Annotated in this window: 18 protein-coding genes and 1 riboswitch; of the genes, 7 read left to right on the top strand and 11 right to left on the bottom strand. The window is 42.6% G+C overall.

Translation table 11 applies throughout. The features are described 5' to 3' along the window. Nucleotides 1-92: 92 nt before the first annotated feature. The 6 genes from ACFOWS_RS00905 to ACFOWS_RS00880 form a co-directional block, all read right to left on the bottom strand. On the bottom strand, nt 93-1,796 hold the full coding sequence (locus ACFOWS_RS00905; protein ID WP_379762048.1) for a hypothetical protein: 1,704 nt from the start codon (nt 1,794-1,796) through the stop codon (nt 93-95). A 149-nt stretch (nt 1,797-1,945) separates the two neighbouring features. Further along, nucleotides 1,946-2,770 carry a thymidylate synthase gene (locus ACFOWS_RS00900; RefSeq protein WP_379762046.1) on the bottom strand — a complete coding sequence of 275 codons (825 nt, stop codon included), beginning with the start codon at nt 2,768-2,770 and terminating at the stop codon, nt 1,946-1,948. Nucleotides 2,771-3,144: 374 nt separating this feature from the next. Continuing rightward, complete coding sequence (locus ACFOWS_RS00895; RefSeq protein ID WP_379762045.1) at nt 3,145-4,560, bottom strand: NupC/NupG family nucleoside CNT transporter; 1,416 nt, start codon at nt 4,558-4,560, stop codon at nt 3,145-3,147. Between the two features lie 54 nt (nt 4,561-4,614). Then, nucleotides 4,615-5,247 (bottom strand): bifunctional nuclease family protein, encoded by a 633-nt coding sequence (locus tag ACFOWS_RS00890; RefSeq protein ID WP_379762043.1) that lies wholly within the window; start codon nt 5,245-5,247, stop codon nt 4,615-4,617. An 88-nt stretch (nt 5,248-5,335) separates the two neighbouring features. After that, nucleotides 5,336-6,304 carry an electron transfer flavoprotein subunit alpha/FixB family protein gene (locus ACFOWS_RS00885; protein ID WP_379762042.1) on the bottom strand — a complete coding sequence of 323 codons (969 nt, stop codon included), beginning with the start codon at nt 6,302-6,304 and terminating at the stop codon, nt 5,336-5,338. A gap of 74 nt (nt 6,305-6,378) precedes the next feature. Continuing rightward, nucleotides 6,379-7,125, bottom strand: a complete 747-nt coding sequence (locus tag ACFOWS_RS00880) for an electron transfer flavoprotein subunit beta/FixA family protein (RefSeq protein ID WP_379762041.1) — start codon at nt 7,123-7,125, stop codon at nt 6,379-6,381. Between the two features lie 172 nt (nt 7,126-7,297). On the opposite strand from ACFOWS_RS00880, the gene ACFOWS_RS00875 reads away from it, so the two are divergent. The 4 genes from ACFOWS_RS00875 to ACFOWS_RS00860 all read left to right on the top strand — a co-directional run bounded on the left by ACFOWS_RS00875 (nt 7,298) and on the right by ACFOWS_RS00860 (nt 14,118). Next, on the top strand, nt 7,298-8,275 hold the full coding sequence (locus ACFOWS_RS00875; protein ID WP_366584815.1) for a pyruvate dehydrogenase complex E1 component subunit beta: 978 nt from the start codon (nt 7,298-7,300) through the stop codon (nt 8,273-8,275). A gap of 158 nt (nt 8,276-8,433) precedes the next feature. Next, complete coding sequence (locus ACFOWS_RS00870) at nt 8,434-10,929, top strand: DUF5686 family protein (RefSeq protein WP_379762040.1); 2,496 nt, start codon at nt 8,434-8,436, stop codon at nt 10,927-10,929. A gap of 143 nt (nt 10,930-11,072) precedes the next feature. Next, complete coding sequence (locus tag ACFOWS_RS00865; protein ID WP_366584811.1) at nt 11,073-11,600, top strand: inorganic diphosphatase; 528 nt, start codon at nt 11,073-11,075, stop codon at nt 11,598-11,600. A 115-nt stretch (nt 11,601-11,715) separates the two neighbouring features. Beyond that, nucleotides 11,716-14,118, top strand: a complete 2,403-nt coding sequence (locus ACFOWS_RS00860) for a sodium-translocating pyrophosphatase (protein ID WP_379762039.1) — start codon at nt 11,716-11,718, stop codon at nt 14,116-14,118. Nucleotides 14,119-14,347: 229 nt separating this feature from the next. On the opposite strand, the gene ACFOWS_RS00855 is transcribed toward ACFOWS_RS00860, so the two are convergent. The 5 genes from ACFOWS_RS00855 to ACFOWS_RS00835 all read right to left on the bottom strand — a co-directional run bounded on the left by ACFOWS_RS00855 (nt 14,348) and on the right by ACFOWS_RS00835 (nt 20,472). Beyond that, nucleotides 14,348-16,459 carry an outer membrane protein assembly factor BamB family protein gene (locus tag ACFOWS_RS00855; RefSeq protein WP_379762038.1) on the bottom strand — a complete coding sequence of 704 codons (2,112 nt, stop codon included), beginning with the start codon at nt 16,457-16,459 and terminating at the stop codon, nt 14,348-14,350. A gap of 140 nt (nt 16,460-16,599) precedes the next feature. Continuing rightward, complete coding sequence (locus ACFOWS_RS00850) at nt 16,600-17,304, bottom strand: energy transducer TonB (RefSeq protein ID WP_379762036.1); 705 nt, start codon at nt 17,302-17,304, stop codon at nt 16,600-16,602. A gap of 123 nt (nt 17,305-17,427) precedes the next feature. Beyond that, nucleotides 17,428-18,696, bottom strand: a complete 1,269-nt coding sequence (locus tag ACFOWS_RS00845) for a serine hydrolase domain-containing protein (protein WP_379762035.1) — start codon at nt 18,694-18,696, stop codon at nt 17,428-17,430. An 18-nt stretch (nt 18,697-18,714) separates the two neighbouring features. Beyond that, complete coding sequence (locus tag ACFOWS_RS00840) at nt 18,715-19,755, bottom strand: zinc-dependent alcohol dehydrogenase family protein (protein WP_379762033.1); 1,041 nt, start codon at nt 19,753-19,755, stop codon at nt 18,715-18,717. A gap of 99 nt (nt 19,756-19,854) precedes the next feature. Next, nucleotides 19,855-20,472 (bottom strand): deoxynucleoside kinase, encoded by a 618-nt coding sequence (locus ACFOWS_RS00835; protein ID WP_379762032.1) that lies wholly within the window; start codon nt 20,470-20,472, stop codon nt 19,855-19,857. 291 nt (nt 20,473-20,763) lie between these two features. Here ACFOWS_RS00835 and metK point away from each other — a divergent pair, with 291 nt between their 5' ends. The 3 genes from metK to ACFOWS_RS00820 all read left to right on the top strand — a co-directional run bounded on the left by metK (nt 20,764) and on the right by ACFOWS_RS00820 (nt 25,764). After that, nucleotides 20,764-22,017 carry a methionine adenosyltransferase gene (gene metK / locus ACFOWS_RS00830; RefSeq protein WP_379762031.1) on the top strand — a complete coding sequence of 418 codons (1,254 nt, stop codon included), beginning with the start codon at nt 20,764-20,766 and terminating at the stop codon, nt 22,015-22,017. A gap of 217 nt (nt 22,018-22,234) precedes the next feature. Then, a complete protein-coding gene (locus ACFOWS_RS00825; RefSeq protein WP_379762030.1) occupies nt 22,235-24,169 on the top strand; it encodes a CocE/NonD family hydrolase in 1,935 nt (644 codons plus the stop codon). A gap of 98 nt (nt 24,170-24,267) precedes the next feature. Continuing rightward, nucleotides 24,268-24,375: riboswitch (SAM riboswitch) on the top strand. 114 nt (nt 24,376-24,489) lie between these two features. Further along, entirely contained in the window at nt 24,490-25,764 is a 1,275-nt protein-coding gene (locus tag ACFOWS_RS00820; protein WP_379762029.1) for an O-acetylhomoserine aminocarboxypropyltransferase/cysteine synthase family protein, read from the top strand. Nucleotides 25,765-25,783 lie beyond the last annotated feature (19 nt).

Below are 25,783 nucleotides of genomic sequence, written 5' to 3'. Positions count from 1 at the left end.
ATTTAATGGTCTAAAAACATGACCTTAAAATATACTACTAAATTTTTAAAGTTGATGGGTATTTTGGCGCTTGGTGTTGCAAGTAGGCAGTACTATTCTTTTGAAGCATCCTGAAGAGCAGCCCTCGCTTCTTTTATATCTAGTCGGTCTCCATCCAGATATTGAGCTTTATCGAGGGTTTCCAGAGCCAAATTGTACTTTTTCTGAAGTTGGTACAATTCAGCCAATTTCATCCATGCCAATGGATTTTCAGCATCATATTGTGTCCATAATTTGGCAATTTTTACTGCACTTTCCGGTTTTTGCCTCTCGAAAATTGCATTGATTTTTTTGTCCATTTGATCACTGTCACCATCAATGGGGTTCCACCATTTAAGTTCTCCAAACGTGGCATATCGACTTTGATAAATTGAATCAGCGATTGTTAACTCCTCCTCCAAATAAATATCCGATATGTGCCTCAGGTCATTATTTTCAGCAATTTTTAGAAATGCCCTATCATGGCTCTTAAAAAAGTCGTTTGAATTCACAGCTACGGGAAATTCTATTGAAATTTCATTGGAGTCATTCAACGGATGACTCAGTTGCCAATAGACCGATGAACAATACAGTTTTAATCCACTGTTGGGAAGTTGGTAGGTAATGGGGTCGCCATAATGATTGTATCCTGCTCCCATTGGCTCACCGACTGTGGTAACATTCAAATACTCATTTAATCGAGCAACAAGCATAATCCCTGCACTAAAGGTCTGTCTGCCGGTAATGGCAAAAAGCTTTGTTTTTGGATGGTTCTTATTAAAAGTTATAATGTCCTTCACCAAAGGCACCATCATGCTTCCATCTCCACCAAAATTATAGCGTACATCAATGATAAGTTTTTCGGGTTTTGCCTCTTCCAAAGCAGCACTAAGGCGCTTTCTGAAATCTTTAAAAGTTTCGGGGCCAATTTCAGAAGCAAAATTAAATTGAAATACAAATGCTGAGTATTCTGGATAATTTTTGAACCAATACGGCTCCCTGCTCGCATAATAGGGCGGGGCGTCGTCACTAAACTCGCGATATTTTAGGGGAGGTTTGCCGTTTTCAAATGGGGTGACATAAGTATGGTACTCTTCTAGAGGAGGGCCAAACAATTCTCCCCAATTTCTGTAGTTTGTTGAGTAAAAGGATGAAATAGATGTTATTTTCACAGTTGAGCGTTTGCCGTTTTCATCACTAAGCTGTAAAATCAAATTTTGATTGTTTTGAATAATTCCCATGCCTTCCAATAATGCGGTGTTGGACAAAAAAGCTGCTGCTATGTTTCTTTTGTGAAAAGCGTTGTCACCACTTATGGCCTTGGAAACGGCATTTAAAACATCAGAAGCTGGCAAGCCCGAAATGGACACAACCTTTTTACCAATGAGCTGTTTGTATGCTGGATGGGCCACCGTAATGAACAATCCATCATCAAAATCATAAAATCTAATAGGAAACCAATGGTCAAAACCATAGTTCCCGTCAAAATCCAAGAAAGTATGGCCATCATTGAGAAGGGCAACAATCGAACTTAGTTTTATGGATATTTCTTTTTCAGAAAGCTCGGCAATATTTTTCTTTAAATTTTGTATTTCGTTGTCCCAATGTTCTTTGGATATATGGTAAAAGGGATTGGGGTGTCGGGTGCGGATAAGATAATCCACATAATCAATGTCTTTTGTCCAATTTTGATGTTTGGCAATGTCATTGGACTGGCCATGGCAAAGATTGATGAGAACAAGTATGCCAAAGCACCAAGTTAGGAAATAGGATGTCAAACCGTTTACTTTTAGAGAATACTTCCCTAAAAGCAATTGGTTACAAATTTTGGATATTCTTTGTTTCTATGAAAAATAGAAACCTCATAGATAATGGGAGATGTACAAAAGCCAGAGGCTATCAAAATGACCCCTCATCAAGTTTCCTGTCACACCGCTACAACCCCTTTTATATGCGGATGTGGGTCGTAGTTCAACAGTTCAAAATCATCAAAGGTAAAGTCAAAAATATCTTTTACCTCGGGATTCAGTTTCATGGTGGGCAAGGGGCGTGGATCACGGCTCAATTGCAGATGCACTTGCTCCAAATGGTTGTTGTAGATATGGGCATCGCCAAAGGTGTGAATGAATTCTCCGGGCAAATAGCCACATACCTGGGCCATCATCATGGTGAACAAGGCATATGAAGCAATATTGAACGGAACGCCCAAAAAGATATCGGCACTACGCTGGTATAGTTGACACGAAAGTTTGCCATCGGCCACATAAAACTGAAAAAAGGCATGGCAGGGGGGGAGTGCGGCTTTGCCATTGGCCACGTTCTCTGCAAAGGATACTGAAGTATCTGGTAATACACTGGGATTCCAGGCAGATACCAACATTCTACGGCTGTTTGGACTGGTCTTCAGTGTTTCAATAACTTCCTTGATTTGGTCGATTTCTTCACTGTTCCAATTACGCCATTGGTGGCCATAGACCGGACCCAAATCACCATTATCATCCGCCCATTCGTTCCAAATGCGGACCCCATTTTCTTGGAGATATTCAATATTGGTGTCGCCTTTTAAAAACCACAACAACTCATGGATAATGGATTTAAGGTGCAATTTTTTAGTGGTTACCATAGGAAATCCATCGGCAAGGTTAAACCGCATCTGATAGCCAAAAACGCTCAAAGTTCCCGTTCCGGTACGGTCGCCTTTGGCGTTTCCGTGTTCCAACACATGTTTAAGGAGGTCGTGGTATTGTTTCATAGTGGGGTTAAAGGTAAATGGTTGTGGATAAAAGGACAATAGATCAGTAGTTTGACTTATGAAGATTTTATCAACTGGGTTGAAAGGTTTTGGGTAATTGGTAAAAGGTTAATGGTTTGATTTGATATATTTTATCAGGGACGCTATGCCTCTTTGTCGTTTTTGAATGTTTTGGATAACGGGTTGTGCTTTTTCAAGAGTGAGAAATTCTAAATCTTTCCAGACGTTCAACTCTCGAAAATTTCGCATAGCGATGTATGTTTAAAATTTCGAGGTAGAAATCTATATGTTAATTTTTCAGCTTCTTGAAAGGTTTTTTCCATTTACCCAAAACCTTTAGCCCTTCAACCTTTTACCACTGGCCTTTAACCTGACTACCCCAAAATCATCCCAGCAATGGTAGCCGACAATAATGAGGCCAAGGAACCACCCAAAACGGCTTTCATACCAAATTGAGACAGTACTTTTCGCTGACCCGGGGCCAAAGAGCCAATCCCTCCAATCTGTATACCGATGGAAGCAAAGTTGGCAAAACCGCACAACATATATGTGGCCATGATAACGGATTTACTATAGGTAAAATGAAGGTCACTTGTCACGGCTTTCAGTTCCGCCAATTGAATGTAGCCTACAAATTCACTTGCGGCCAGTTTAATACCAAGTAACTGTCCCATGAGCATAACATCTTCATTGGCCACCCCAATGAGCCACATCAGCGGAGCAAATACAGTTCCTAGAATGGCTTCTAGAGAAAAACTATCGTAAGGGGAGTTGGCGGCAATCCATGCGTTGAAGGTTGTGAGATCACCGACCCAACCCAAAATGCCATTGATCATGGCAATGAAAGCCACAAAAACCAAGAGCATGGCCCCAACATTGAGGGCGAGCTTTAAACCTTCGGTAGTACCATTAGCAATGGCGTCCAGAATATTGGCCCCAATTTTTTCTGAAGAAACTTTGACATCGGTATTGACGGCTTCGGTCTGTGGATATAATATTTTTGAGATGACAATGGCACCCGGTGCTGCCATTACGGAGGCGGCCAAAAGGTGCTTTGCGAAGACCAAACGCAACACAGGGTCGTCACCGCCCAAAAATCCAATGTAAGCGGCGAGAACAGCTCCAGCTACGGTGGCCATTCCACCTATCATTACCAAAAGGATTTCAGACTTGTTCATTTTTTCCAGATAGGCTTTGATAAGCAGTGGCGCTTCGGTTTGGCCTAAAAAAATGTTTCCGGCCACGGAAAGACTTTCAGCTCCCGATATGCCCAAGGATTTGGATAACAACCAAGCCATTGCCTTTACCACTTTTTGAATGATGCCTAAATAGAATAAAACAGAAGTAAGTGCCGAGAAAAATATAATGGTTGGCAATACTTGAAAGGCAAAAATGTATCCAAAAGTATCCATGTCAACCACTAACCCCTCAAATAGAAATTGGCTTCCGGCTCTTGTAAAGTCGAGGATGCTGACAAAGACTTCACCAATTTTTTCAAATAGATATTGAACAAATGGTACTTTGAGAACCCCAATGGCAATAAGTAATTGCAATGTTAGTCCAATGCCCACCGTTTTCCAATTGATGGCTCTTCGGTTGGAACTGAACAAAAAGGAAATCAGGATCAAAACGGCCATACCCAATGCCCCTCGCCATAGCGTATGGATAGAAAAACCTTGGTTGGGAATCATCTCTGGGGTATCCTGCGCAGAAATATCATTGATGATGGTGCTGCCAATTGCGGTGTTAAGTGAATCTGTGGGGAGGTTATTTTGGCCAAATACAGCCATACAAACGAATACTAGTATCAGGAAACTTAACGTCTTTTTCCCCATGTATGTGATTTATTTACGCTTGGAAATCTCGTCCCGCAATTTAGCAGCTTTTTCGTAGTCCTCGCCGGCCACTGCTTTTTCCAGTTCTTTATGGAGTTCTTCCAAGGACATTTCACGATAGCCATGGGAGCCTGGTCCCGATTCAATCTCTACCGCTTCTCCTTCCTGAAGGATTTCATCCACTACAATACTGTTGTCATCATCCTCATTTTCATCTTCTTTTGAAGAGAACTTGAGAAAAATACCAGCCTTGTCCAAAATAGTTCTGTAGGTGAAAATAGGCGCATCAAACCGAAGGGCCAATGCAATGGCATCGCTGGTTCGGGCATCTATGATTTCCTCTTCCTTATCACGTTCACAAATAATGCTGGAATAAAAAACCCCGTCCACCAGTTTGTGAATAATGACCTGTTTTATCACTATTTGAAATCGGTCTGCAAAATTCTTGAACAAGTCATGGGTCAAAGGCCGTGGGGGTTTAATTTCCTTTTCCAATGCAATGGCAATGGACTGCGCTTCAAATGCTCCAATGACTATGGGAAGTTTTCTATCACCTTCAACCTCATTCAAAATAAGGGCGTAAGCACCATTCTGGGTTTGACTGTATGATATTCCCTTTATTTTTAATCGTACTAAACTCATAAATCTCCTCCTAAACAAAAAAGGCTGTTCAAATAAGTGGCTTTACCGGTTATCTGAACAGCCCCTGTTAAGGGCAAATTAACAAAATTTAAGCGTTTTGGGCTTTAAATTCCTTTAATTTTTCGATGAGTTTGGGTACTACCTCAAAGGCATCCCCAACAATTCCGTAATCAGCGGCCTTGAAGAAAGGAGCTTCAGGGTCGTTGTTGATGACCACTTTCACTTTGGAAGCGTTTATCCCTGCCAAATGCTGTATGGCTCCAGAGATGCCAATGGCAACATAAAGGTTACTCGCTACGGGCTTTCCAGTTTGCCCTACGTGCTCGCTGTGCGGGCGCCATCCCATATCGGATACGGGTTTGGAACAAGCGGTTGCTGCTCCCAACACTTCGGCCAGTTCTTCAACCATGCCCCAATTTTCGGGACCTTTAAGCCCACGACCACCGGAAACTACAATGTCAGCATCTGCAATGGTTACTTTTCCGGCCACTTTGTCCACTTCAACGGACTTAGTGGTAAAAGCGTCATCAGCCAAAGAGGGGCTAAAATCCTCTACAGTAGCTGAGGTGCTGTTCTCCACGACACCAAAAGCATTGTTGGAAACCCCAATGATCTTTACATCAGCGGAAATTTCGGTATGGGCGAATCCTTTGTTACTGAATGCGGTGCGTTTCACCACAAAAGGAGAAGTGCTGTCTGGGGCTGCCACCACGTTAGGGACATATCCCGCGTTTAATTTTGCGGTAAGGATAGGTGCCAAAAATTTGGTATCGGCGCTGGAACTCAATACAATGACCTTGGCTCCTTCGGCCTCGGCAGCTTGGGCCAAAGCACTGGCATAGGCTTTTGCATTAAAGGTGGCCAATTGCTCATTGGATATTTGTAAAACTTTGGAAACCCCATATTCGCCCAATGAAGCTGCATCATTGGCATTAAAGCTGACCGCGGTAACACTTGTTCCCAAGTCTTGGGCCACCTTGTAGGCGTAGGATGCCACCTCAAAGGCACTTTTTTTGAATTTCCCTTTTTCTGATTCGGTATATACTATGACTGACATAATTTTCTGAAATTTCAATATTCAAATCTCAAATTCCAAGATGGGCTTGGAACTTGGATTTTGGAATTTGTTTTTTAGATGACTTTGGCTTCGTTGTGCAATAGGTCGACCAATTCCCCAACGTTACCGGCGTCCACCAGTTTTACGGGTCCTTTCGGCGCAGGTTTTTCAAACTTTTGGTCTTGGGTGGGTTGGGATGCCTCTACAGGTTCAACCACATTCAAAGCTTTTTTTCGGGCCATCATAATGCCACGCATATTGGGAATGCGAAGGTCACTTTCTTCAACCAATCCTTTCTGGCCTCCAATAACCAAGGGCAACGAAGTGCTTATTTTTTCTTTTCCACCGTCAATTTCCCGAATGGCAGTGGCGTTTGTTCCATCCACCTCTAAATTGATACAAGTATTCACAAAATTCATGTCCAGTAGTGTGGCCAAGATACCAGGGACCATGCCCCCATTATAATCAATGGATTCCCTGCCTGCTATGATGAGGTCGTAACCACCATTTTTTACCACTTCGGCCAATTGTTGGGCCACAAAGAAACCATCAGAAGGCTCGGCGTTCACCCGAATGGCCTCATCGGCACCAATGGCCAATGCCTTTCGGATGGTGGGCTCGGTCTGTGCGCCGCCCACAGTAGCTACATGAACTTCTGCTCCTTGCTTTTCCTTGAACCACATGGCACGTGTCAACCCAAATTCATCATTGGGATTTATCACAAATTGTACCCCGTTGGTATCAAACTTGGTATCGCCTTCCGTAAAATTGATTTTGGAAGTTGTATCCGGTACGTTGCTAATGCAAACTAAAATCTTCATATGTATTTTAGGTTTATGGCATCAAAGATAGCTATTAAATTCTGAAATTTATTATGCATGCATAATAAATTTTGTTCTTTTTTTTGATTGAGGTCAGGGTTGTGTTCTTCTAGTTTTTGCTATTTTTGCTTGCGTTTTTAAGCACACTAACGAATCTATTTATCACCAGTTAATGAAAACACTACAGTTTAGGGAGGCCATAGCAGAGGCGATGTCTGAAGAAATGCGAAGGGATGATACCATTTATTTGATGGGAGAGGAAGTGGCCGAATATAATGGGGCTTATAAAGCTTCCAAAGGAATGTTGGATGAGTTCGGTCCGGAACGCGTTTTGGATACGCCTATTTCTGAATTGGGATTTGCCGGTATAGGTGTAGGTTCTGCCATGAACGGTAACCGACCTATCATAGAATTTATGACCTTCAACTTTTCCTTGGTGGGCATAGACCAAATCATCAACAATGCCGCCAAGATCAGGCAGATGTCTGCTGGACAATTTCCATGTCCTATTGTTTTTAGGGGGCCTACTGCTTCAGCCGGACAATTGGCCGCCACGCATTCCCAGGCTTTCGAAAGTTGGTATGCCAACTGCCCTGGATTGAAGGTAGTGGTGCCATCTAACCCGGCCGATGCCAAAGGTTTGTTGAAATCTGCTATCCGTGATGACGACCCCGTTATTTTTATGGAATCTGAGCAGATGTATGGCGATAAAGGTGAAGTGCCAGAAGGTGAATATACCATTCCATTGGGTGTGGCCGATATTAAAAGAGAAGGTACGGATGTTACTATTATTTCCTTTGGAAAAATCATCAAGGAAGCATACAAAGCTGCTGATGAATTGGAGAAGGAAGGTATCAGTTGTGAAATCATTGACTTGCGCACTGTTCGTCCAATGGATCACGATGCCATCCTTAAATCCGTGAAAAAAACCAACAGAATGGTGATTTTGGAAGAAGCATGGCCATTTGGCAATGTGGCCACTGAAATTATCTACCACGTACAAGATAAAGCATTCGATTATTTGGATGCACCTATCGTAAAATTAAACACAGCGGACACACCGGCACCCTACTCACCAGTACTTCTGGCTGAATGGTTACCCAATCATGAAGATGTGATCAAAGCTGTTAAAAAGGTTTTATATAAATAAACTTGGTTATATTTGTAAGGTATTTGGGCCTCATCGACATTCGTTGATGGGGCTTTTTTAAGGGAACAGTTTTTGATAAAAAATTACTTGTAGTAAAAATTTAACCAAAGTAAAACGGAAAGACCCAATGGTTTTTCACATGTCCCATATATCAAAACATGAAAAGATTCCTTGCCGTATTCTTTTTCCTATTCTTTTTGGCCATTTCTGCCCAAACCAAGGTTGGGGGCATTGTTTTGGATGAATCAGGCGAACCCATAGCCTTTGCCAATATCATTTTTAAGAACTCTTCTGAAGGTACCATCACCAATGACAATGGCCGCTTTTATTTGGAATCTGATGAGACTTATGATGTCATCAAGGTTTCCTTTATTGGGTATGATACCAGAGAAATAGCCTTGCCCCAAAAAGTAAACTATGGGATGGAGGTTGTTCTGAATGAGTCCGCGGAGCAACTTCAAGAAGTAGTGGTCTATACAGGGAAACAGTCCAAAAAAGATAATCCGGCCATTGATATTCTCCGAAAGATTTGGGAGAAGAAGCGCGAGAATGGAGTACGGATGTTCAAACAATATGAGTACGACAAATACGAGAAGATAGAATTTGACCTTAATACCATCGACAGTGCACTCATTCAGAGTAAGTTGTTCAAAGGACTGGAATTCATGTTCGATAATTTGGATACATCGCGCGTGACCGGAAAAACCTACCTGCCCTTTTTTTTGAATGAACATTTTTCAAGGGTTTATGGAGATAACACCATAAACCGGGAAAAAGAGGATGTTTTGGGGAACAAAAGTTCTGGTTTTGAGGGAAATCAGGCCATAACCGCGTTTGTGGAAGACCTATATTCCGACTATAACATCTACGACAACTATCTTCGTTTTTTTGACAAGAGCTTTACCAGTCCACTTTCCAAAACAGGAATTGATACCTATAATTATGTCCTTTCGGACAGCACTTTTATAGATGACAAATGGTGTTACAATATTATCTATTACCCCAGACGGCCCAACGAACTTACCTTTAAGGGTGATTTTTGGGTGAATGATTCCACTTTTGCCATCAAGAAAATAAACTTACAGGTCACCAAAAGTGCGAATATAAACTGGGTGAAGGAGATTTATATTGAACAGGATTTTGATGTGGTCAACGACTCCGTCTTTTTGTTGAAACGGGATTATATGCTGAGTGATTTCGCCTTTTCCAAAAAGGAAAAATCACGTGGAGTGTATGGTAAGCGAACCACTGTTTTTGATAATTACAAGTTCAATACAAATCATCCCGAAGAATTTTACAAGTCAGAGTCTGACCCTTATGACCCCAGAGTGTTTGCTCGAGACAGTACATTTTGGAAAAATGCCCGATTGGAATCCTTAAACGATGATGAATCGGGAATTTTTAAACTGTTGGATACCTTAAAAACTGTCCCCAAGTTCCGAACGTATTATGACATTGTGAGTATTTTGGGTTCAGGCTATATAGAAATAGATAAATGGAACCTCGACATTGGCGACATCTACAGCACCTTTGGGTACAATGACGCTGAAGGCATTCGGCTTAGGGGAGGAGCCCGAACCTATTTTGGCCAGAACGACCCCTGGCGTTTGGAAGGATATATGGCTTACGGTTTTGGCGACAGGAAGTTTAAACATGGATTTTCAGGGAAGTTTTTGTTGGATAGGAAGACACGGCTCATAGTATCTGGGGGAAATAGACGGGATATTGAACAATTGGGGATAAGTCTAACCAGTACCAATGACGTTCTGGGCCGTAGTATTGCGTCTTCTTCACTAGTGACAGTAGGCTCCAATAATCGGCTAACCAATATAAATTTGTCCACTCTTAACTTTGAGATTGAACCGGCCAAGAATTTCAGAGTCAGTTTGGGAGGGTCTTTCCGAACCTTGAGTTCAGCATTGCCCGAGGCTTTCAATTTGGATTATGTGGATTTGGAATCTCCAACAGAAGTTTCATCCGAAGTAAAACAGTTCGATTTAAATACAACCTTAATTTACACGCCTGGCAAACGAACCATTGGTTACGGTGTGGAACGAGTCAATATAAATGATGACCACAGCACCTTGGTTCTTAATTATACCAAAGGCATAAGCGGTTTTTTGGAAAGCGATTTTGACTATGAGCGACTTCAGTTTTCATACAGACAACCATGGCAAGTGGGTGGATTTGGAATACTGACCAGTAGTGTGGAATTGGGGAAGACTTTTGGTGAAGTGCCACTTTCTCTTTTGAGTGTGATTCCCGGTAACCAGACGTTATTTTCGCTCTACAATGTTTTTCCAAACCTTGATTTTTACGAGTTTGTTACCGATACCTATGCCACAGTGCACTTGGAACACAACTTTAACGGAAGACTGTTTTCAAGGATACCACTATTGCGCAAGTTTAATCTTCGGGAAATTGTGGGACTTCGTGGAGCTTGGGGCCAACTTTCCGATGAGAATATTGCGCTCAGCGCACCCAGTAACATCCCTTTAAGGGCTCCCGAAGACCAGATTTACTGGGAGTATTCCTTTGGGGTGGGGAACATTTTTAAAATCTTAAGAATCGACTTTAACTTCAGGGGCAATTATTTGGACAATCCCGATGCTCGACCTTTCGGAATTACGGGGACCTTCGGATTTAATTTTTAACTGAAAAAATCTTCCTGATGCAAAACATTAGGATTCAGATGAAATTGTCATTCCCTTGAAAACGGGAATCTAAACGAATTAATGCGATTTTCGTATCCTTTTCCAGTAATACGGGCTATTTTTGCAAAAACAAAACTTCAAAAATGCCCAAAAAAGAACCCGTTACTTTCGATGTATTGATTGAAATTCCAAAAGGTAGCCGAAACAAGTACGAATACGATTTTACATTACATAAAATCCGGTTTGATAGAACCCTCTTTTCTTCCATGATGTATCCCGGTGATTATGGTTTTATTCCGGAAACCCTTGCCTTGGACGGAGACCCCTTGGATGTTTTGGTACTTTGTACCGAGCCAACCTATCCTATGGTGGTAGCTGAGGTGAAACCGGTGGGGGTCTTCCACATGACCGATGAAAAAGGCCCTGATGAAAAATTGATTTGTGTACCCGTCTCGGACCCTATTTGGAGCAAAAGAGATGATATTAGTGAATTGAACCCACATAGATTAAAGGAAATAGAGCACTTTTTTCAGGTATATAAAGATTTGGAAAAGAAGAAAGTGGACACCGGTGGCTGGGGTGATGTCAATGAAGCCATCGCCATTTATCACGAATGTGTGAAACGCTATGAAGAAAGTGAACACAAAAAGAAACGGACCTATACCATATAGATAACGTAGAACTCGAATAAATGCGCTTTTAATAATCAAAAGCGCATTTTTTTTATTACTTCGTATTTTACTACATTAGCTGCCATTAGAAAAAAATCTTAAATAACTACTAACTATGGATTTAATCGTGAAATTTTTGCCCGTGTTTGGTGTCCTGGGCTTACTGTACGTGTTTGTGAAGAACGTATGGATCTCTAAACAAGAAGTCGGGGATGATAAAATGGCAAGAATTGCCAAGAACATTGCGGATGGAGCAATGTCTTTTCTAAAAGCGGAATACAAAATATTGAGCATATTCGTAATTGCCGTGGCCGTTTTGTTGTTTTTTAAAGGAAGTAACGAAGCTGGTTCGAACGGTATGGTTGCCATTTCTTTTATTGTTGGGGCCATCTGTTCTGCATTGGCAGGTTTCATTGGAATGAAAGTGGCTACAAAAGCCAACGTACGAACTACCAATGCAGCCCGTACATCTTTGGGGAAAGCCTTGGAAGTTGCCTTTGCTGGAGGAGCAGTAATGGGACTTGGTGTTGTTGGACTAGGGGTTCTTGGTTTGAGTGGACTTTTCATGATTTACAGCGGACAAGGCTGGGAATTGGGTGAAGTATTGAATGTGCTCTCCGGTTTTTCTTTAGGTGCATCCTCCATTGCCCTTTTCGCTCGTGTAGGTGGAGGAATCTACACCAAAGCTGCTGATGTGGGTGCGGACCTTGTAGGTAAGGTGGAAGCTGGTATTCCTGAAGACCACCCTTTAAACCCTGCTACCATTGCGGATAACGTTGGAGATAACGTAGGGGATGTTGCTGGTATGGGAGCTGACCTTTTTGAATCTTACGTAGGTTCCATCATTGGTACCATGGTACTGGGAGCCATCTTTGCTGGATTGCCAGAGTTCCAAGCAGCTTTTGATGGTTTAGGGGCCGTATATCTGCCTTTGGCATTGGCTGCCGTTGGAATTGTAATGTCCATTATAGGAACTTTCTTTGTAAGGGTAAAGGATGGTGGAAATCCACAGACTGCCTTGAACATCGGTGAGTTTGGTTCAGCCGGACTTATGTTGATTGCTTCCTATTTTATTATTAACAACATGCTACCTGAATCTTGGGTAGAAGGAGGAAAAGAATACTCTGCCATGGGTGTTTTCTGGGCCACTATTGCTGGTCTGGTTGCCGGATTGTTGGTAGGTAAGGTCACTGAATATTATACCGGAACAGGTACTAAACCTGTAAACTCCATCGTACGTCAGTCTGAAACAGGTTCTGCTACCAATATCATTGCTGGTTTGGGTGTGGGGATGATGTCCACCGCTATTCCAATTATATTGATTGCCGCTGCGATTTTGGTATCACACCATTTTGCTGGTTTGTATGGAATCGCTATTGCCGCTGTGGGTATGTTGGCCAACACCGGTATTCAATTGGCGGTTGATGCCTATGGACCTATTTCTGATAATGCGGGTGGTATTGCCGAGATGGCTGAACTACCTAGTGAAGTTCGTGAGCGTACCGATAAATTGGATGCCGTGGGGAACACCACCGCTGCCATTGGTAAAGGTTTTGCCATTGCCTCCGCTGCATTGACTGCTTTGGCTTTGTTTGCAGCCTTTATGAAGACAGCAGGGGTTGAATCCATTGATGTTTCCCGACCCGATATTATGGCTGGATTATTGATTGGTGGAATGCTTCCTTTTGTGTTCTCGGCCCTTTCCATGAATGCGGTAGGTAGAGCTGCCATGGCCATGATTGAAGAAGTGCGTCGCCAATTCCGTGATATTCCTCAATTGAAAGCAGCCCTGGAAGTAATGCGTAAATACGATGCCGATATTTCCAAAGCTTCGGCGGAGGATAGAAAAATATTTGATGCTGCTGATGGCGTAGCGGAATACGAAAAATGTGTGGCGATTTCTACGCAAGCCTCCATAAAAGAAATGGTATTGCCTGGTTTGTTGGCCATTGCTGTTCCAGTTGCCATTGGTTTTATCGGCGGAGCTGAAATGTTGGGTGGTTTGTTGGCAGGGGTTACCACTGCTGGTGTGTTGATGGCCATCTTCCAATCCAATGCCGGTGGTGCATGGGACAATGCCAAAAAGACCATCGAAAGTGAAGGTCGTAAAGGCTCTGATGCCCATAAAGCAGCCGTTGTTGGGGATACCGTCGGAGATCCTTTTAAGGATACTTCTGGTCCTTCTTTGAATATATTGTTGAAGTTGATGTCCGTTGTGGCCTTGGTAATTGCACCAAGTTTGGTAAGTCTATCACCTGCTGATGAAGTGAGTATGGTGAAAGCGGATGGAACCGTTATAACCATTTCTGAGGAAGGTATGAAAGAGACCAAGACCATCGAGAAGAAATTTGTAGTGGAAATTAGCAATACTGCTGATGGAACATACAAAGCCGTGGTTATTTCAAGCTATGAAGACGATGGGGAAGTTATGGAAGAAACAAAAGAGTTTGAAGCTGATTCCAAAGAAGAATTGGAGCAAATGATTGAAAAATACAAAAGTGCTAAGGCAAAGAATTAGCACTCGCTTTTATAAATCAAAAGCTGAAAAAACCACGCCTTGGCGTGGTTTTTTTATTCCTTTATCTTCCTAAGCAAAAGCCATAAAAGTTTGAATTTGTCAGGTTGATCCTGCCTTTGTCGGCAGACAGGCGCAGTCGAAACCCATCGATTTTCAGCGGAACAGGCTTTAGATTTCGGTTTGCCGTCGTACTGACGGATAACGAGTTTTTTAGATACTGTTATTTCATTTATTCCAAAGCAAAAGCCACAACCTGATCTCCAGGTTTTGTACCCAACTTTTCACCACCACAAGCAATGGCTATATATTGCTTGCCATCTACTTCATACATGGTTGGCGTTGCAAAGGCAGGAGCGGGTAATTTGTATTGCCAAAGGAGCTCCCCGGTATTTTTATCAAAAGCTCTAAGGTGACCATCAACGGTGCCAGCAATAAACAATAACCCATTTTCTGTCACAACTGGTCCACCATAATTTTGAGATCCCGTGATGGGGTCATTCTCTCCCCTTGCATCGGGCATATCCCCCAAAGTAATGGACCATATAAAATCACCTGTATTCAAATCGATGGCATGTAGAGTGCCCCATGGTGGACTGATTGCAGGATACCCCTTACTATCCTGAAAGCGGGTATATCCCTTGAACTTATAGGGGAGTGGATAGGCCTCTGAAGCACTTTGGGTGACCATCTCGCTTTTTTCATCAAAAAGAAATTGAAGTAAAGCCTCTTTTTCATCTTCAGGAATCTGGGGAAACCCGGTCATCATACCCTTACCGTTGGCAATTAATTCTGAAACCTCCTGCTTGGTCTTGGAGTCTTTTATATTGATGAGGGAGGGATACCCACTTGCAGCCATTCCTTTTCGGTCTTTCTGATGGCATATCACACAGTATCGATTATACACAAGTTCCCCCAAGGGTGCTTCATCCGTAACCACTTCGTTTTCCACCATCTGCAAATACCATGGAATTTCATTGGAATTGACATAAATGATACCATCTTTAGGATCAGCACCTGCACCTCCCCATTCAGCAGCGCCATCAAGCCCAGGAAAAAGTACATTGGCATCAAGACTTGGAGGTGAAAACTCTCGTTTGTCCATATTTTGGATAATTTCCTGTAACTCTTCTTTGTTTTCGGCATATGGACTGACATCAGCCTCGGATAAATCCTTGGCCAACCGGGCAAAAGGTTTGGGCTTTACAGGTATGGGTTGGGTGGGCCATGCTTCTTCCCCATCTAACGTGGATGCCGGAACAGGAACTTCCTCTATGTCAAAAAGAGGTTCGCCTGTTGCTCGATCAAATACATATACATAGCCTTGCTTGGTGATTTGGGCCACTGCTTTGACCTTCTTTCCTTCCCGCTCAACGGTAATAAGGTTGGGAGGTGCAGGAAGGTCTCGGTCCCAAATATCATGGTGTACCAACTGAAAATGCCAAATTCGCTCACCAGTTTCAGCGTTTAGGGCCAATAAGGTATTGGCAAACAGATTGGAACCATTTCTTAGCCCACCATAAAAGTCGGGAGAGGCAGAACCCGTTGGAATATAAACAATCCCGGTTTCTTCATCCAAAGCCATCCCCGACCAATTATTGGCCGCCCCAACGATATCGCTTTTGTATGCGTTTTTATTTTTCCAAGTGTCATAACCTTCTTCATCGGGGTGTGGTATGGTATGAAAAACCCACTCAACAGCACCAGTGACAACATTAAAGGCCATAATATTGCCCGGGGCAGAACCCACATCTTCCCCCACGCGAACCGGCATAATAATTAAATCCTTATAAACAGTTCCAGGGGTGTTGGAAATCAAAAATTTGCTTTTGGCTGAATCGGGCATCCCAGCATGAAGGTCTATTTTTCCATCATCACCAAAAGATGAAATAGGTTTGCCGGTCAAGGCATTGATGGCATACAGATTAGGCCCGGCTGTATATAATATTCGTTTGTCCTCTCCTTTGGACCAATAGGATACACCCCTGCTGGTGGATAAATTCAATCGTAAGGAATCGCCAAAGCGCCACAATTCTTTTCCCGTTCCAGCATGGATGGCCACGGCCCGGAGTGCAGCTGTGACTCCGTACATAATAGTGTCTACCACAATGGGGTTCATTTGCATTTGGCCTGAGTCCCCCGTGGAGTAGGACCAAGCCAGTTTAAGGTTTTTTACATTTTCTTTGTTGATTTGGGACAAGGTAGAATAATGGTTTCGGTCTGGACCACCCAAATACGACGACCATGTGGTATAGTCTTTTTTGGATGGTTCTTCAGTAGATTCGCAGGCTGAAAAAAATAACGCTGCGGATAGCAGAAAAATGATAAATCGGAATGTTTTCAAGTTTGTTTGGTTTAAAATGTAGTGCCCTCTAAACTACTAAAAATAGCCAAACAATTGACTTGTCCTATGGTTATTGGTCCCATTGCTAGTTAGAACACCCACCCTTCAGGTGGGCGCACAGGATGACAGCTGATGTGACCTTATTGCAATTTAAAGGTAATCGGGATGGAAAAAGGCACTTTCACCGGTGTGCCTCGTTGCTTGCCAGGGGTCATTTTGGGTAATTTGGATATAATTCTGGCCGCTTCTTTTTCCAAAATCTCATGAGGCCCTCGTAGCTGTACATCACCTATGCTGCCATCCTTCTGAATCGTAAAAATTATATTGACCCTACCTTGCAATCCCATTTCTTGGGCGGACTCAGGGTATCGGAAGTATTTTTGAATATGCTTTTGCATCATTTCTTGGAAACACAAGTATTTATCTGAAGCATTTTCACAGCCTGGAAAAATGGGTTTGTCCTCTACATTGATAAAGAAGACTTTTTCATCAATTTCAGGTTCCTCAAATTCAATGTTTTCCAAAGGAGTAATCTCTGTGTCAGGATTGGACTCTGTGGATTCAATAACCGTTTCCACAACCTCTTTGTCGTCCTCTACAATTTCAATAACCGGTGGTGCTTGGATTTTTGGCGGGGGTGTTGGCAGTTTCTGGAAGGTAAGCGGTACTTCCTCAATCAATTCATCTTGAACTTTTAGTCCTGCATTATCCCATACATCTGTGGAATAATACGTTTTCCATTCCAAAGCCAGATAGGTAAGGAGCAATATTACCGTCATCCCAATGAAAAAATAAAGGGTGTTGTTTCGTTTTAATTCCAGATTCGGATTTTTCTTGAGTTCCATAATTTTCAAATTTTGGGCCGCAATGGGCGGAGTTACTATTTGAAAACTACGTTGAAAATCAACCGAATGAAACCAACAATGAGGGAATGGTCCGTTTGAGTGAGGGAATGACCCCTATTCGTATCAGTCAGTTATGGCCTGATACACCAATGCCCTCAATTTGCCATGATCGTCAATATTGCCAGCTGGAATCAACTGGGTGAAATACACCACTAGCATGTCCTCTTTTGGGTCGGCCCAATAAGTAGAATGATAGGCCCCACCCCAGGCAAATTCACCTTCGGAACCTAAAGTTCCACGAAGGCCCAAATCATCCACAGTGGAAAAGCCCAAGCCAAAACCTTGTCCTTCATTAAGCGGAAAGGGAAGATGGTTGGTGGTCATCAACTCAACGGTTTTACGTGAAATGATTCGATTCCCATTAAATTCTCCGTTGTTCAACATCATCTGTAAAAACTTGGCATAGTCCATAGCCGTACTTAAAAAACCGGCACCTCCGGAGAAGCTTTTACGTGGGCCATCCACATAAGCCCCTTGCCCAACCATGCCGCCGGGATTTGGTGCACGCTCCAACCCGTTTTCCGTAACGGAGTAGACTGTGGCCAAACGTTCTTTTTTGTCTTGGGGAAGATAAAAATGGGTGTCGGTCATTCCAATGGGGTCAAGAATGTTCTTTTTCAAGAAAACATCCAAGGGCTCACCAGAAACCACTTCAATTAAGGCGCCCAGAATATCGGTGTTGTATCCATATACAAATTTTTCTCTGGGTTGCGATTCAAACGGAAGTGCTGCCATTCGATTAACCGTAGCTTGAATGGGTTCATCACGGTCCGCAAAATACCAACCTTGGATGTTGGCTTCTTCCCAAAGGTCTTTAGCAATTCCACCGCCATAGGCAACCCCAGAGGTGTGGGTAAGCAAATCGCGAATGGTAATGGGCCTGTCGGCATCAACAACCTCATAAGAACCATCCTCTTTGGCAACCGCCACCTTAGTTTTCATAAAGGCAGGCATGTATTTTCCAACGGGGTCGGTAATCAACAGTTTGCCCTGCTCTTGCAGGATCATCACCCCAACACTTACAATGGCTTTGGTCTGGGAAGCGATTCTGAAGATGGAATTTTTTGCCATGGGCACATTCTTTTCCATGTCACTTTTTCCAAAGGATTCAAAATAGGCGACTTTACCTTTTCGAGCAACCAATGCGACTGCTCCGGAAAGTTTTCCGTCATCCACATAATCCTGAAAAGTTTCGGTAAGTACATTCAACCGTTCTGATGACATGCCCACCTCTTCCGAAGGAACTTTTTGCAATTGTTGGGCAAAAAGGTTGATATGAATAAAAAACGCAATTGCAAGTAAGGGTAGGTTGTTGAAATGTTTTGTTTTCATGTGGTTGGGTTTATTGATTTAAAAGGAATTGATGACGAGTACGCCCTTATTTTCAAAGTTATGCATGTTTGGAAGCGCGGTGATGGCATCTTCCAAGGTGATGGTCCGTTCTATGAGTTTTTGTGGGTTGAGTTTTCCTTGCTGAATCATTTTCAACATTTCTGGATATTTAAAAGCTTGCATGCCATGGCTTCCGAGGACTTCTAGTTCATTAGCTACTACCAAATCCATTGGAATCTTGGGATGTTTGTGGTCTCCTGTCATTAATCCCACTTGAATATGCTTGCCTCTTTTCCTTAGATTGGCAATGGAGTTGAAACAGGTGACAGGATTCCCCAACGCATCAAGGGATACATGTGCACCACCACGGGTCAATGCTTTTACTTCGGTCACTACATCCGAACTTTTTTGGGCATTGATGGTGTCCACGGCTCCCAATTCTTTGGCAAGATGCAAGGTGTCTTCATTGATGTCAACAGCAATGACATGTGCACCCAGTGCATTGGCAATCATAATGGCTGAAAGTCCAACACCGCCGCAGCCATGCACCACTACATATTGACCACCAGTTACTTTTCCTTGTTCTACAACAGCTCTAAATGCTGTTATAAACCGGCACCCTAAAATAGCGGCAGTTTCATTGGTGATTCCATCAGGTATTTTCACCAAATTGGTATCAGCATAATCCAAAGCCACATATTCAGCGAAGGAACCCCAATGTGTAAAGCCGGGTTGGGATTGATGGTCGCATACTTGGTGGTTGCCCGATTTGCATTCGACACAAGTGCCACAACCGCAGACAAAGGGGACGGTAACGCAATCTCCAATTTTAAAGTTCACTACGTTTTTTCCGATGGCGGCCACAGTGCCTGCCAGTTCGTGTCCAGGTACATGGGGGAGTTTAATGTCGGGGTCATGCCCCATCCAGCCGTGCCAATCGCTCAGGCAAAGGCCAGTAGCTTCAACTTTTACTACCACGCCATAATCGTTTGGGGTAGGGTCAGGTACAGATTGAATACGCAATGCACCTTCAAAGTTTTCATATACTAAAGCTTTCATGAATTTTTAACCACTGGAAAATTAATCAGCAATTAAATATACCGATATCCCTTGAATAAAACGCGGTAAGACTAAAGGGTGGAGGTTTTGGTTTGAATTTTACTCAAACAACCCATGAATCTCCGCATCAATGCGGTTGATTACTTTACCCAAATCTTCGGGGTCATCCACAAAATTGAGGTTGTCCACTTCAAAAATCAAAAGTTTTCCTTTTTTGTAGGTATTGGCCCAGGCTTCGTAGCGTTCATTCAAGCGGCTGAGGTAGTCAATAGAGATGGAATTTTCATATTCCCGTCCACGTTTATGGATTTGGTTCACCAAATTGGGAATGGAACTGCGCAGATAGATCAATAGATCGGGTGGTTGCACCAAACTTTCCATCAGCTCAAAAAGCCCTTTGTAATTTTCGTAATCGCGGTTGGTCATCAATCCCATGGCGTGCAGGTTGGGGGCAAAGATGTGGGCATCCTCGTAAATGGTTCGGTCTTGGATTACATTTTTTCCCGTTTCCCTGATCTTCAAAATTTGGCGATAGCGGCTGTTCAAAAAGTAGATCTGCAGGTTAAAACTCCAACGTGCCATTTGGGTGTAGAAATCATCCAAATACGGATTGTCCACCACATCTTCAAAATGTGCTTCCCATTTATAATGCTTTGCCAATAAGTTGGTCAGGGTGGTCTTTCCGGCGCCAATGTTTCCTGCTACCGCAATATGCATAGGGTGTTGGTGTTAAATGGTTAGGCTAATGAGTGTCGCAATATACAAAGTATATCCAGTCAAAGAAAAAAAACTCTTTGAAATGGAGTCTTAACAATCCGTATAAAACAAAGTTTTAAAATATGTTCCAAATATGTACTTTTGCCCTTCAAAATGAGGAAAGATTTGACTGATTGCAACCTCTAAAAATGCTAAAGCAGTTCATGCCAAATACCATTTGGCATCTCTTCAACAGGGTCTGGAACTTCTTTACAGGGCTTTGGTCAAAGCTACCTCTAATACATAAGAATAATGGCATATTTGTTTACATCAGAATCCGTTAGTGAAGGGCACCCAGATAAGATTGCGGACCAAATCAGTGATGCCCTTTTGGATAATTTCTTGGCCTTTGATCCAGAGAGCAAGGTGGCCTGTGAGACCTTGGTGACTACAGGGCAAGTGGTATTGGCCGGAGAGGTGAAGAGTCATACCTATGTGGATTTGCAAAGTATTGCCCGGGATGTGATCAACCAAATTGGGTACACCAAAGGCGAATATAAATTCAGTGGGGATTCCTGTGGGGTAATTTCCTTGATTCACGAACAATCCCAAGAAATTAATCAAGGTGTAGATCGTGGAAGTAAAGAAGAACAAGGGGCGGGCGATCAAGGCATGATGTTCGGATATGCCACCAAGGAAACCGATAATTACATGCCTTTGGCTTTGGACATATCACACAAAATTCTTCAGGTGTTGGCAGAATTTAGGAGAAAAGGTGACAAAATATCCTATTTGCGTCCTGATGCCAAAGCACAGGTCACCATAGAATATTCAGATGATAATATTCCCCAACGAATTGACACTATTGTAATCTCAACCCAGCATGATGAGTTTGACAGTGATGATGCAATGTTGGCCAAGATTAAGAAAGATATCATCAATATTTTAATTCCCGAGGTTGTAAAATTGTTGCCCGATAGCATCCAGAAGCTGTTTAATGATAAGATTAAATATCATATCAATCCAACCGGAAAATTTGTGATTGGGGGTCCCCATGGCGATACAGGCCTTACTGGTCGAAAAATCATCGTGGACACATACGGTGGTAAAGGGGCCCATGGTGGTGGTGCTTTTAGTGGAAAAGACCCCAGCAAAGTGGATCGAAGTGCCGCCTATGCTGCTCGCCATATTGCAAAAAATTTGGTGGCTGCCGGAGTGGCTAATGAGATTTTGGTACAGGTGAGTTATGCCATTGGGGTAGTGGAACCTACATCACTTTTTGTGGAGACTTATGGTTCTTCCAATGTTGGGATGTCCGATGGTGAAATTGCAAGAAAGGCTTCAGAACTGTTTGACATGAGACCCTTTGCCATCGAGGAGCGATTGAAGCTTCGTAATCCCATCTATTTGGAAACGGCAGCTTATGGACATTTAGGCAAGGAACCACAAACGGTCACCAAAGTTTTTGAATCCCCATATAATGGAAAAATCCAAAAAGAAGTAGAACTGTTTACTTGGGAGAAATTGGATATGGTGGACCGGGTGAAAGAGGCATTCGGTCTGTAATCCTTTTATCTATTCTTAAAATAAAAGCATAGAATTGTCCAAGAAGTAAATCTTCGTCAACCTGAACTTGATTCAGGTTCTCATACCAATTTGTTTATGATTATCATGAGATTCTGAAATGAATTCAGAATGACGCATTTCAATGCTTTTAGATAGCTTTTTTGTTGGCATACTCTCCCGAACTTTAGTAGTTTTAGAGAATCAAAATTCGAAAAGCATGAAAACTTCATTTCGTATCCTACTATTGGGTCTCTGTTTGTCATTTGTTGTGGTAAGTTGTAAAAAAACCACTAAAACCGAAGTGGCCGTTGCGGATACCTATGTGGCCGACCACTATACCAAACAAGAAGTGGATATTGAGATGCGGGATGGCGTAAAATTACACACGACCATATATTCTCCAAAAGACACATCAAAAGAATACCCAATTATAATGCAGCGTACTCCATACAGCTCACAACCCTATGGAGAGGGCAATTTTAGAACTCAGATTGGTCCCAACGTGAATTTGATGAAGGAAGGCAACATTATTGTCTACCAAGATGTCCGTGGAAGATGGATGAGCGAAGGGCATTATGAAAACATGCGGGCCTACATTCCCAATAAAACCTCCGATGATCAGGTAGATGAAAGTTCGGACACCTACGATACCATTGAGTGGTTGGTGAATAATGTGGAGAACAACAATGGCAAGGTTGGGATTTGGGGAATCTCGTACCCTGGTTTTTATGCTACTTACGCTACGGTTGATGCGCATCCTGCTTTAAAAGCGGCATCGCCCCAAGCCTGTATTGGGGATTTCTTTTTTGATGATTTTCACCATAACGGGGCCTATTTGTTGAGTTACTTTAGGGCAACCGCCCTTTTTGGAACTCCCCGCCCAAATGGTGACCAACCGGTTGATACGGCCTGGTATGTGCTTCCAGATTTGCCTACCGAAGATCAATACCAGTTTTTCCTGGATGCTGGACCACTTAAAAATCTGGATTATTTTTATGAGTACGAAACGGGGGATACGCCTAAAATGCGACCTGAAGGAGTCACAGACGACTTTTTTTGGAACGAATTAAAGGAACATCCAAACTATGATGAAATGTGGCAAAGCCGAGGGCTTATTCAGCATTTAAAAGATGTAAAGAGTAGCGTGGCCACTATGATCGTGGGCGGATGGTTTGATGCTGAAGATTTATACGGGCCGTTGGAAACCTACAAGAACATTGAAAAATACAACGAAGGAAACTACAATACTATGGTTTTTGGTCCATGGGATCACGGTCGTTGGGCCAGACGTAATGGCCGAAGTTTAGTAGGCAATTACTACTTTGGGGACTCTATTTCTGAATTTTTTCAGGATAATATCGAGACCAAATTTTTCAATCACTTCTTAAAGGGTGATGGTGACATGGATTCCGGTTTGCCCGAAGCCTATGTGTTCGACACCGGTAAAAAAGAATGGAAGCAATATGATGCCTGGCCGCCAGCAAACATGGTGAAGCAGACTATGTACCTTTCCGAAAACCAAAAGTTGACATCAGAACAAAAAGGAACTTTAGGTATCCAGTTTATAAGTGATATTAAGAAACCAGTCCCTTATTCTGAAGATGTGAAGACTGTTTTCACTCCCAGAAAATATATGACGGACGATCAACGTTTCGCAGCAAGGCGTTCCGATGTACTCGTTTTTGAAACAGACGTATTGGATGAAGATTTTACTTTGGCTGGTGACATCATGGCCAAATTAAAGGTCGCCACCACGGGTACCGCTGCCGATTGGATTGTGAAGATTGTTGATGTACACCCTGCCGAAGCTGAAACCAATGAAGAAATGCAGGATCACCTTAGAATGAGCAACTACCATTTAATGGTACGCAGCGAAGTAATGCGGGGTCGGTTCCGGAACAGTTTTTCCAACCCTGAGCCTTTCACACCCAATCAGAAAACTGATGTGAATATCAAGTTACAGGATGTTTTCCATACCTTCAAAAAAGGACACAGGTTGCAAGTTCAGGTGCAAAGCACATGGTTCCCGTTGATCGATTTGAATCCGCAGACCTATGTGGAGAATATCTTTAAGGCTGATGCGTCCGATTTTAAAACCCAGACCCATACGGTGTTTACGGATTCCAATATTGAGTTTTCAGTTTTAAAGTAGGAGGAATACACGTTCTTCTGTGAATTTTTCCAAAAAGATTAGGAATTTCGGTTTTTCCGTCTGTATATTTGTCGCTCAAAGTTCAAACACGTATTGAATAGTTATCAAGAAAGGTGGAGGGAATAGACCCTTTGAAGCCTTAGCAACCCTTGGCCCCTAGAGCCATGAAGGTGCTACATTCTATCCCGTATGGGAATAGATAACGACAATCGGCATTTTTTCGATTTCACTTTCTTATAACTTTTTGATTATTCCAGTAGGCTTAGCCTAAGGGGTTTGACTTTTATTTTATTGATGTACAAATTAAACAAGCAAAAGTCATGAGCGATCAAAAATTTTCAACCAATGTATTACATGCAGGACACGATACTACCCAAACAGCTGGCACCAGAGCTGTACCTATTTATCAGTCCACTTCGTATGTATTCAACAACACTGACCATGCTGCCAATTTATTTTCATTGGCGGAACTTGGCTTTATATACACTCGTTTGAACAACCCTACCAATCAAGTTTTACAAGAGCGTTTGGCTGCAATTGAGGGTGGTGTTGGTGCTGTTGTGTTTGCTTCTGGAGCGTCTGCCATTTCAACAGGTTTAATGACGCTCTTAAAAACGGGAGATCATATTGTGGCTTCGAGTAGCTTGTATGGAGGGACCTACAACTTATTGAATGTGACCTTGCCAAGGTTGGGCATTACCACCACTTTTGTAGATGCATCAGACCCATCCAATTTTGCTACTGCCGTCCAAGAAAATACACGAGCATTCTTTGTGGAGTCATTGGGAAATCCAAAATTGGATGTTCTTGATTTAAAAGGAATATCTAAGGAAGCCAAAGCGGCCCAAGTACCTTTTATTGTGGATAATACTGTAGCTACACCAGGGTTGTTGAATCCCATCGAGCATGGTGCCAATTTGGTAATTCATTCCCTAACAAAATATATTGGTGGTCAGGGTAATTCTCTTGGTGGTGCCATTATTGATGCTGGTACCTTTGATTGGGCCAATGGAAAGTTCCCTGAGTTTACGGAACCTTCAGCCGGTTATCACGGTTTGGTATATCATGAAGCTTTGGGAGCCGCAGCCTACACTTTTAAATTGATTTTAGAGGGACTACGTGATTTTGGTGGCGCCTTGAGCCCATTCAATGCTTTTCAGATTTTACAAGGGTTGGAAACTTTGCCAGTTCGAATAAGACAACACAGCGAAAATGCACTGGCCCTAGCAGAATGGCTCGAAAACAGAGAAGAGGTCGCTTGGGTAAATTATCCGGGCCTTAAGAGCAGTAAGTATAACGATTTGGCAAAGGAGTACCTGCCTAAAGGGCAGAGTGGAATCGTTACCTTTGGGGTAAAAGGTGGCTTTGAAGCAGCAAAAAAACTAACGGATGCCACAAAAATATTCTCATTATTGGCTAATATCGGCGATACCAAATCCTTGATCATCCACCCCGCTAGTACTACCCACCAGCAATTGAACGAAGAACAACAGGAAAGTGCCGGTGTTACCCAAGATTTAATTCGATTGTCGGTAGGACTGGAAGATATAGAAGACTTAAAAGCTGACTTGACACAGGCTTTTGCCGCCATTTAAATAGGTGATTAATAGATTA

Origin of the sequence: Flagellimonas marina, from assembly GCF_042651185.1 — a bacterium.
GTDB classification, from domain to species: Bacteria; Bacteroidota; Bacteroidia; order Flavobacteriales; family Flavobacteriaceae; genus Flagellimonas; species Flagellimonas marina.
Note: the sequence above shows the minus strand (reverse complement) of the source record. Positions and strands in the feature narration are given on the sequence as shown.

Coding starts and splice junctions, on each gene's coding strand:
- ACFOWS_RS00900 (WP_379762046.1), bottom strand. CDS start 2,770: ATGAAACAATACCACGACCTCCTTAAACATGTGTTGGAACACGGAAAC.
- ACFOWS_RS00835 (WP_379762032.1), bottom strand. CDS start 20,472: ATGCATATTGCGGTAGCAGGAAACATTGGCGCCGGAAAGACCACCCTG.
- ACFOWS_RS00820 (WP_379762029.1), top strand. CDS start 24,490: ATGAGCGATCAAAAATTTTCAACCAATGTATTACATGCAGGACACGAT.
- ACFOWS_RS00850 (WP_379762036.1), bottom strand. CDS start 17,304: ATGGAACTCAAGAAAAATCCGAATCTGGAATTAAAACGAAACAACACC.
- ACFOWS_RS00860 (WP_379762039.1), top strand. CDS start 11,716: ATGGATTTAATCGTGAAATTTTTGCCCGTGTTTGGTGTCCTGGGCTTA.
- ACFOWS_RS00825 (WP_379762030.1), top strand. CDS start 22,235: ATGAAAACTTCATTTCGTATCCTACTATTGGGTCTCTGTTTGTCATTT.
- ACFOWS_RS00865 (WP_366584811.1), top strand. CDS start 11,073: ATGCCCAAAAAAGAACCCGTTACTTTCGATGTATTGATTGAAATTCCA.
- ACFOWS_RS00885 (WP_379762042.1), bottom strand. CDS start 6,304: ATGTCAGTCATAGTATATACCGAATCAGAAAAAGGGAAATTCAAAAAA.
- ACFOWS_RS00870 (WP_379762040.1), top strand. CDS start 8,434: ATGAAAAGATTCCTTGCCGTATTCTTTTTCCTATTCTTTTTGGCCATT.
- metK (WP_379762031.1), top strand. CDS start 20,764: ATGGCATATTTGTTTACATCAGAATCCGTTAGTGAAGGGCACCCAGAT.
- ACFOWS_RS00895 (WP_379762045.1), bottom strand. CDS start 4,560: ATGGCTGTATTTGGCCAAAATAACCTCCCCACAGATTCACTTAACACC.
- ACFOWS_RS00890 (WP_379762043.1), bottom strand. CDS start 5,247: ATGAGTTTAGTACGATTAAAAATAAAGGGAATATCATACAGTCAAACC.
- ACFOWS_RS00840 (WP_379762033.1), bottom strand. CDS start 19,755: ATGAAAGCTTTAGTATATGAAAACTTTGAAGGTGCATTGCGTATTCAA.
- ACFOWS_RS00845 (WP_379762035.1), bottom strand. CDS start 18,696: ATGAAAACAAAACATTTCAACAACCTACCCTTACTTGCAATTGCGTTT.
- ACFOWS_RS00880 (WP_379762041.1), bottom strand. CDS start 7,125: ATGAAGATTTTAGTTTGCATTAGCAACGTACCGGATACAACTTCCAAA.
- ACFOWS_RS00875 (WP_366584815.1), top strand. CDS start 7,298: ATGAAAACACTACAGTTTAGGGAGGCCATAGCAGAGGCGATGTCTGAA.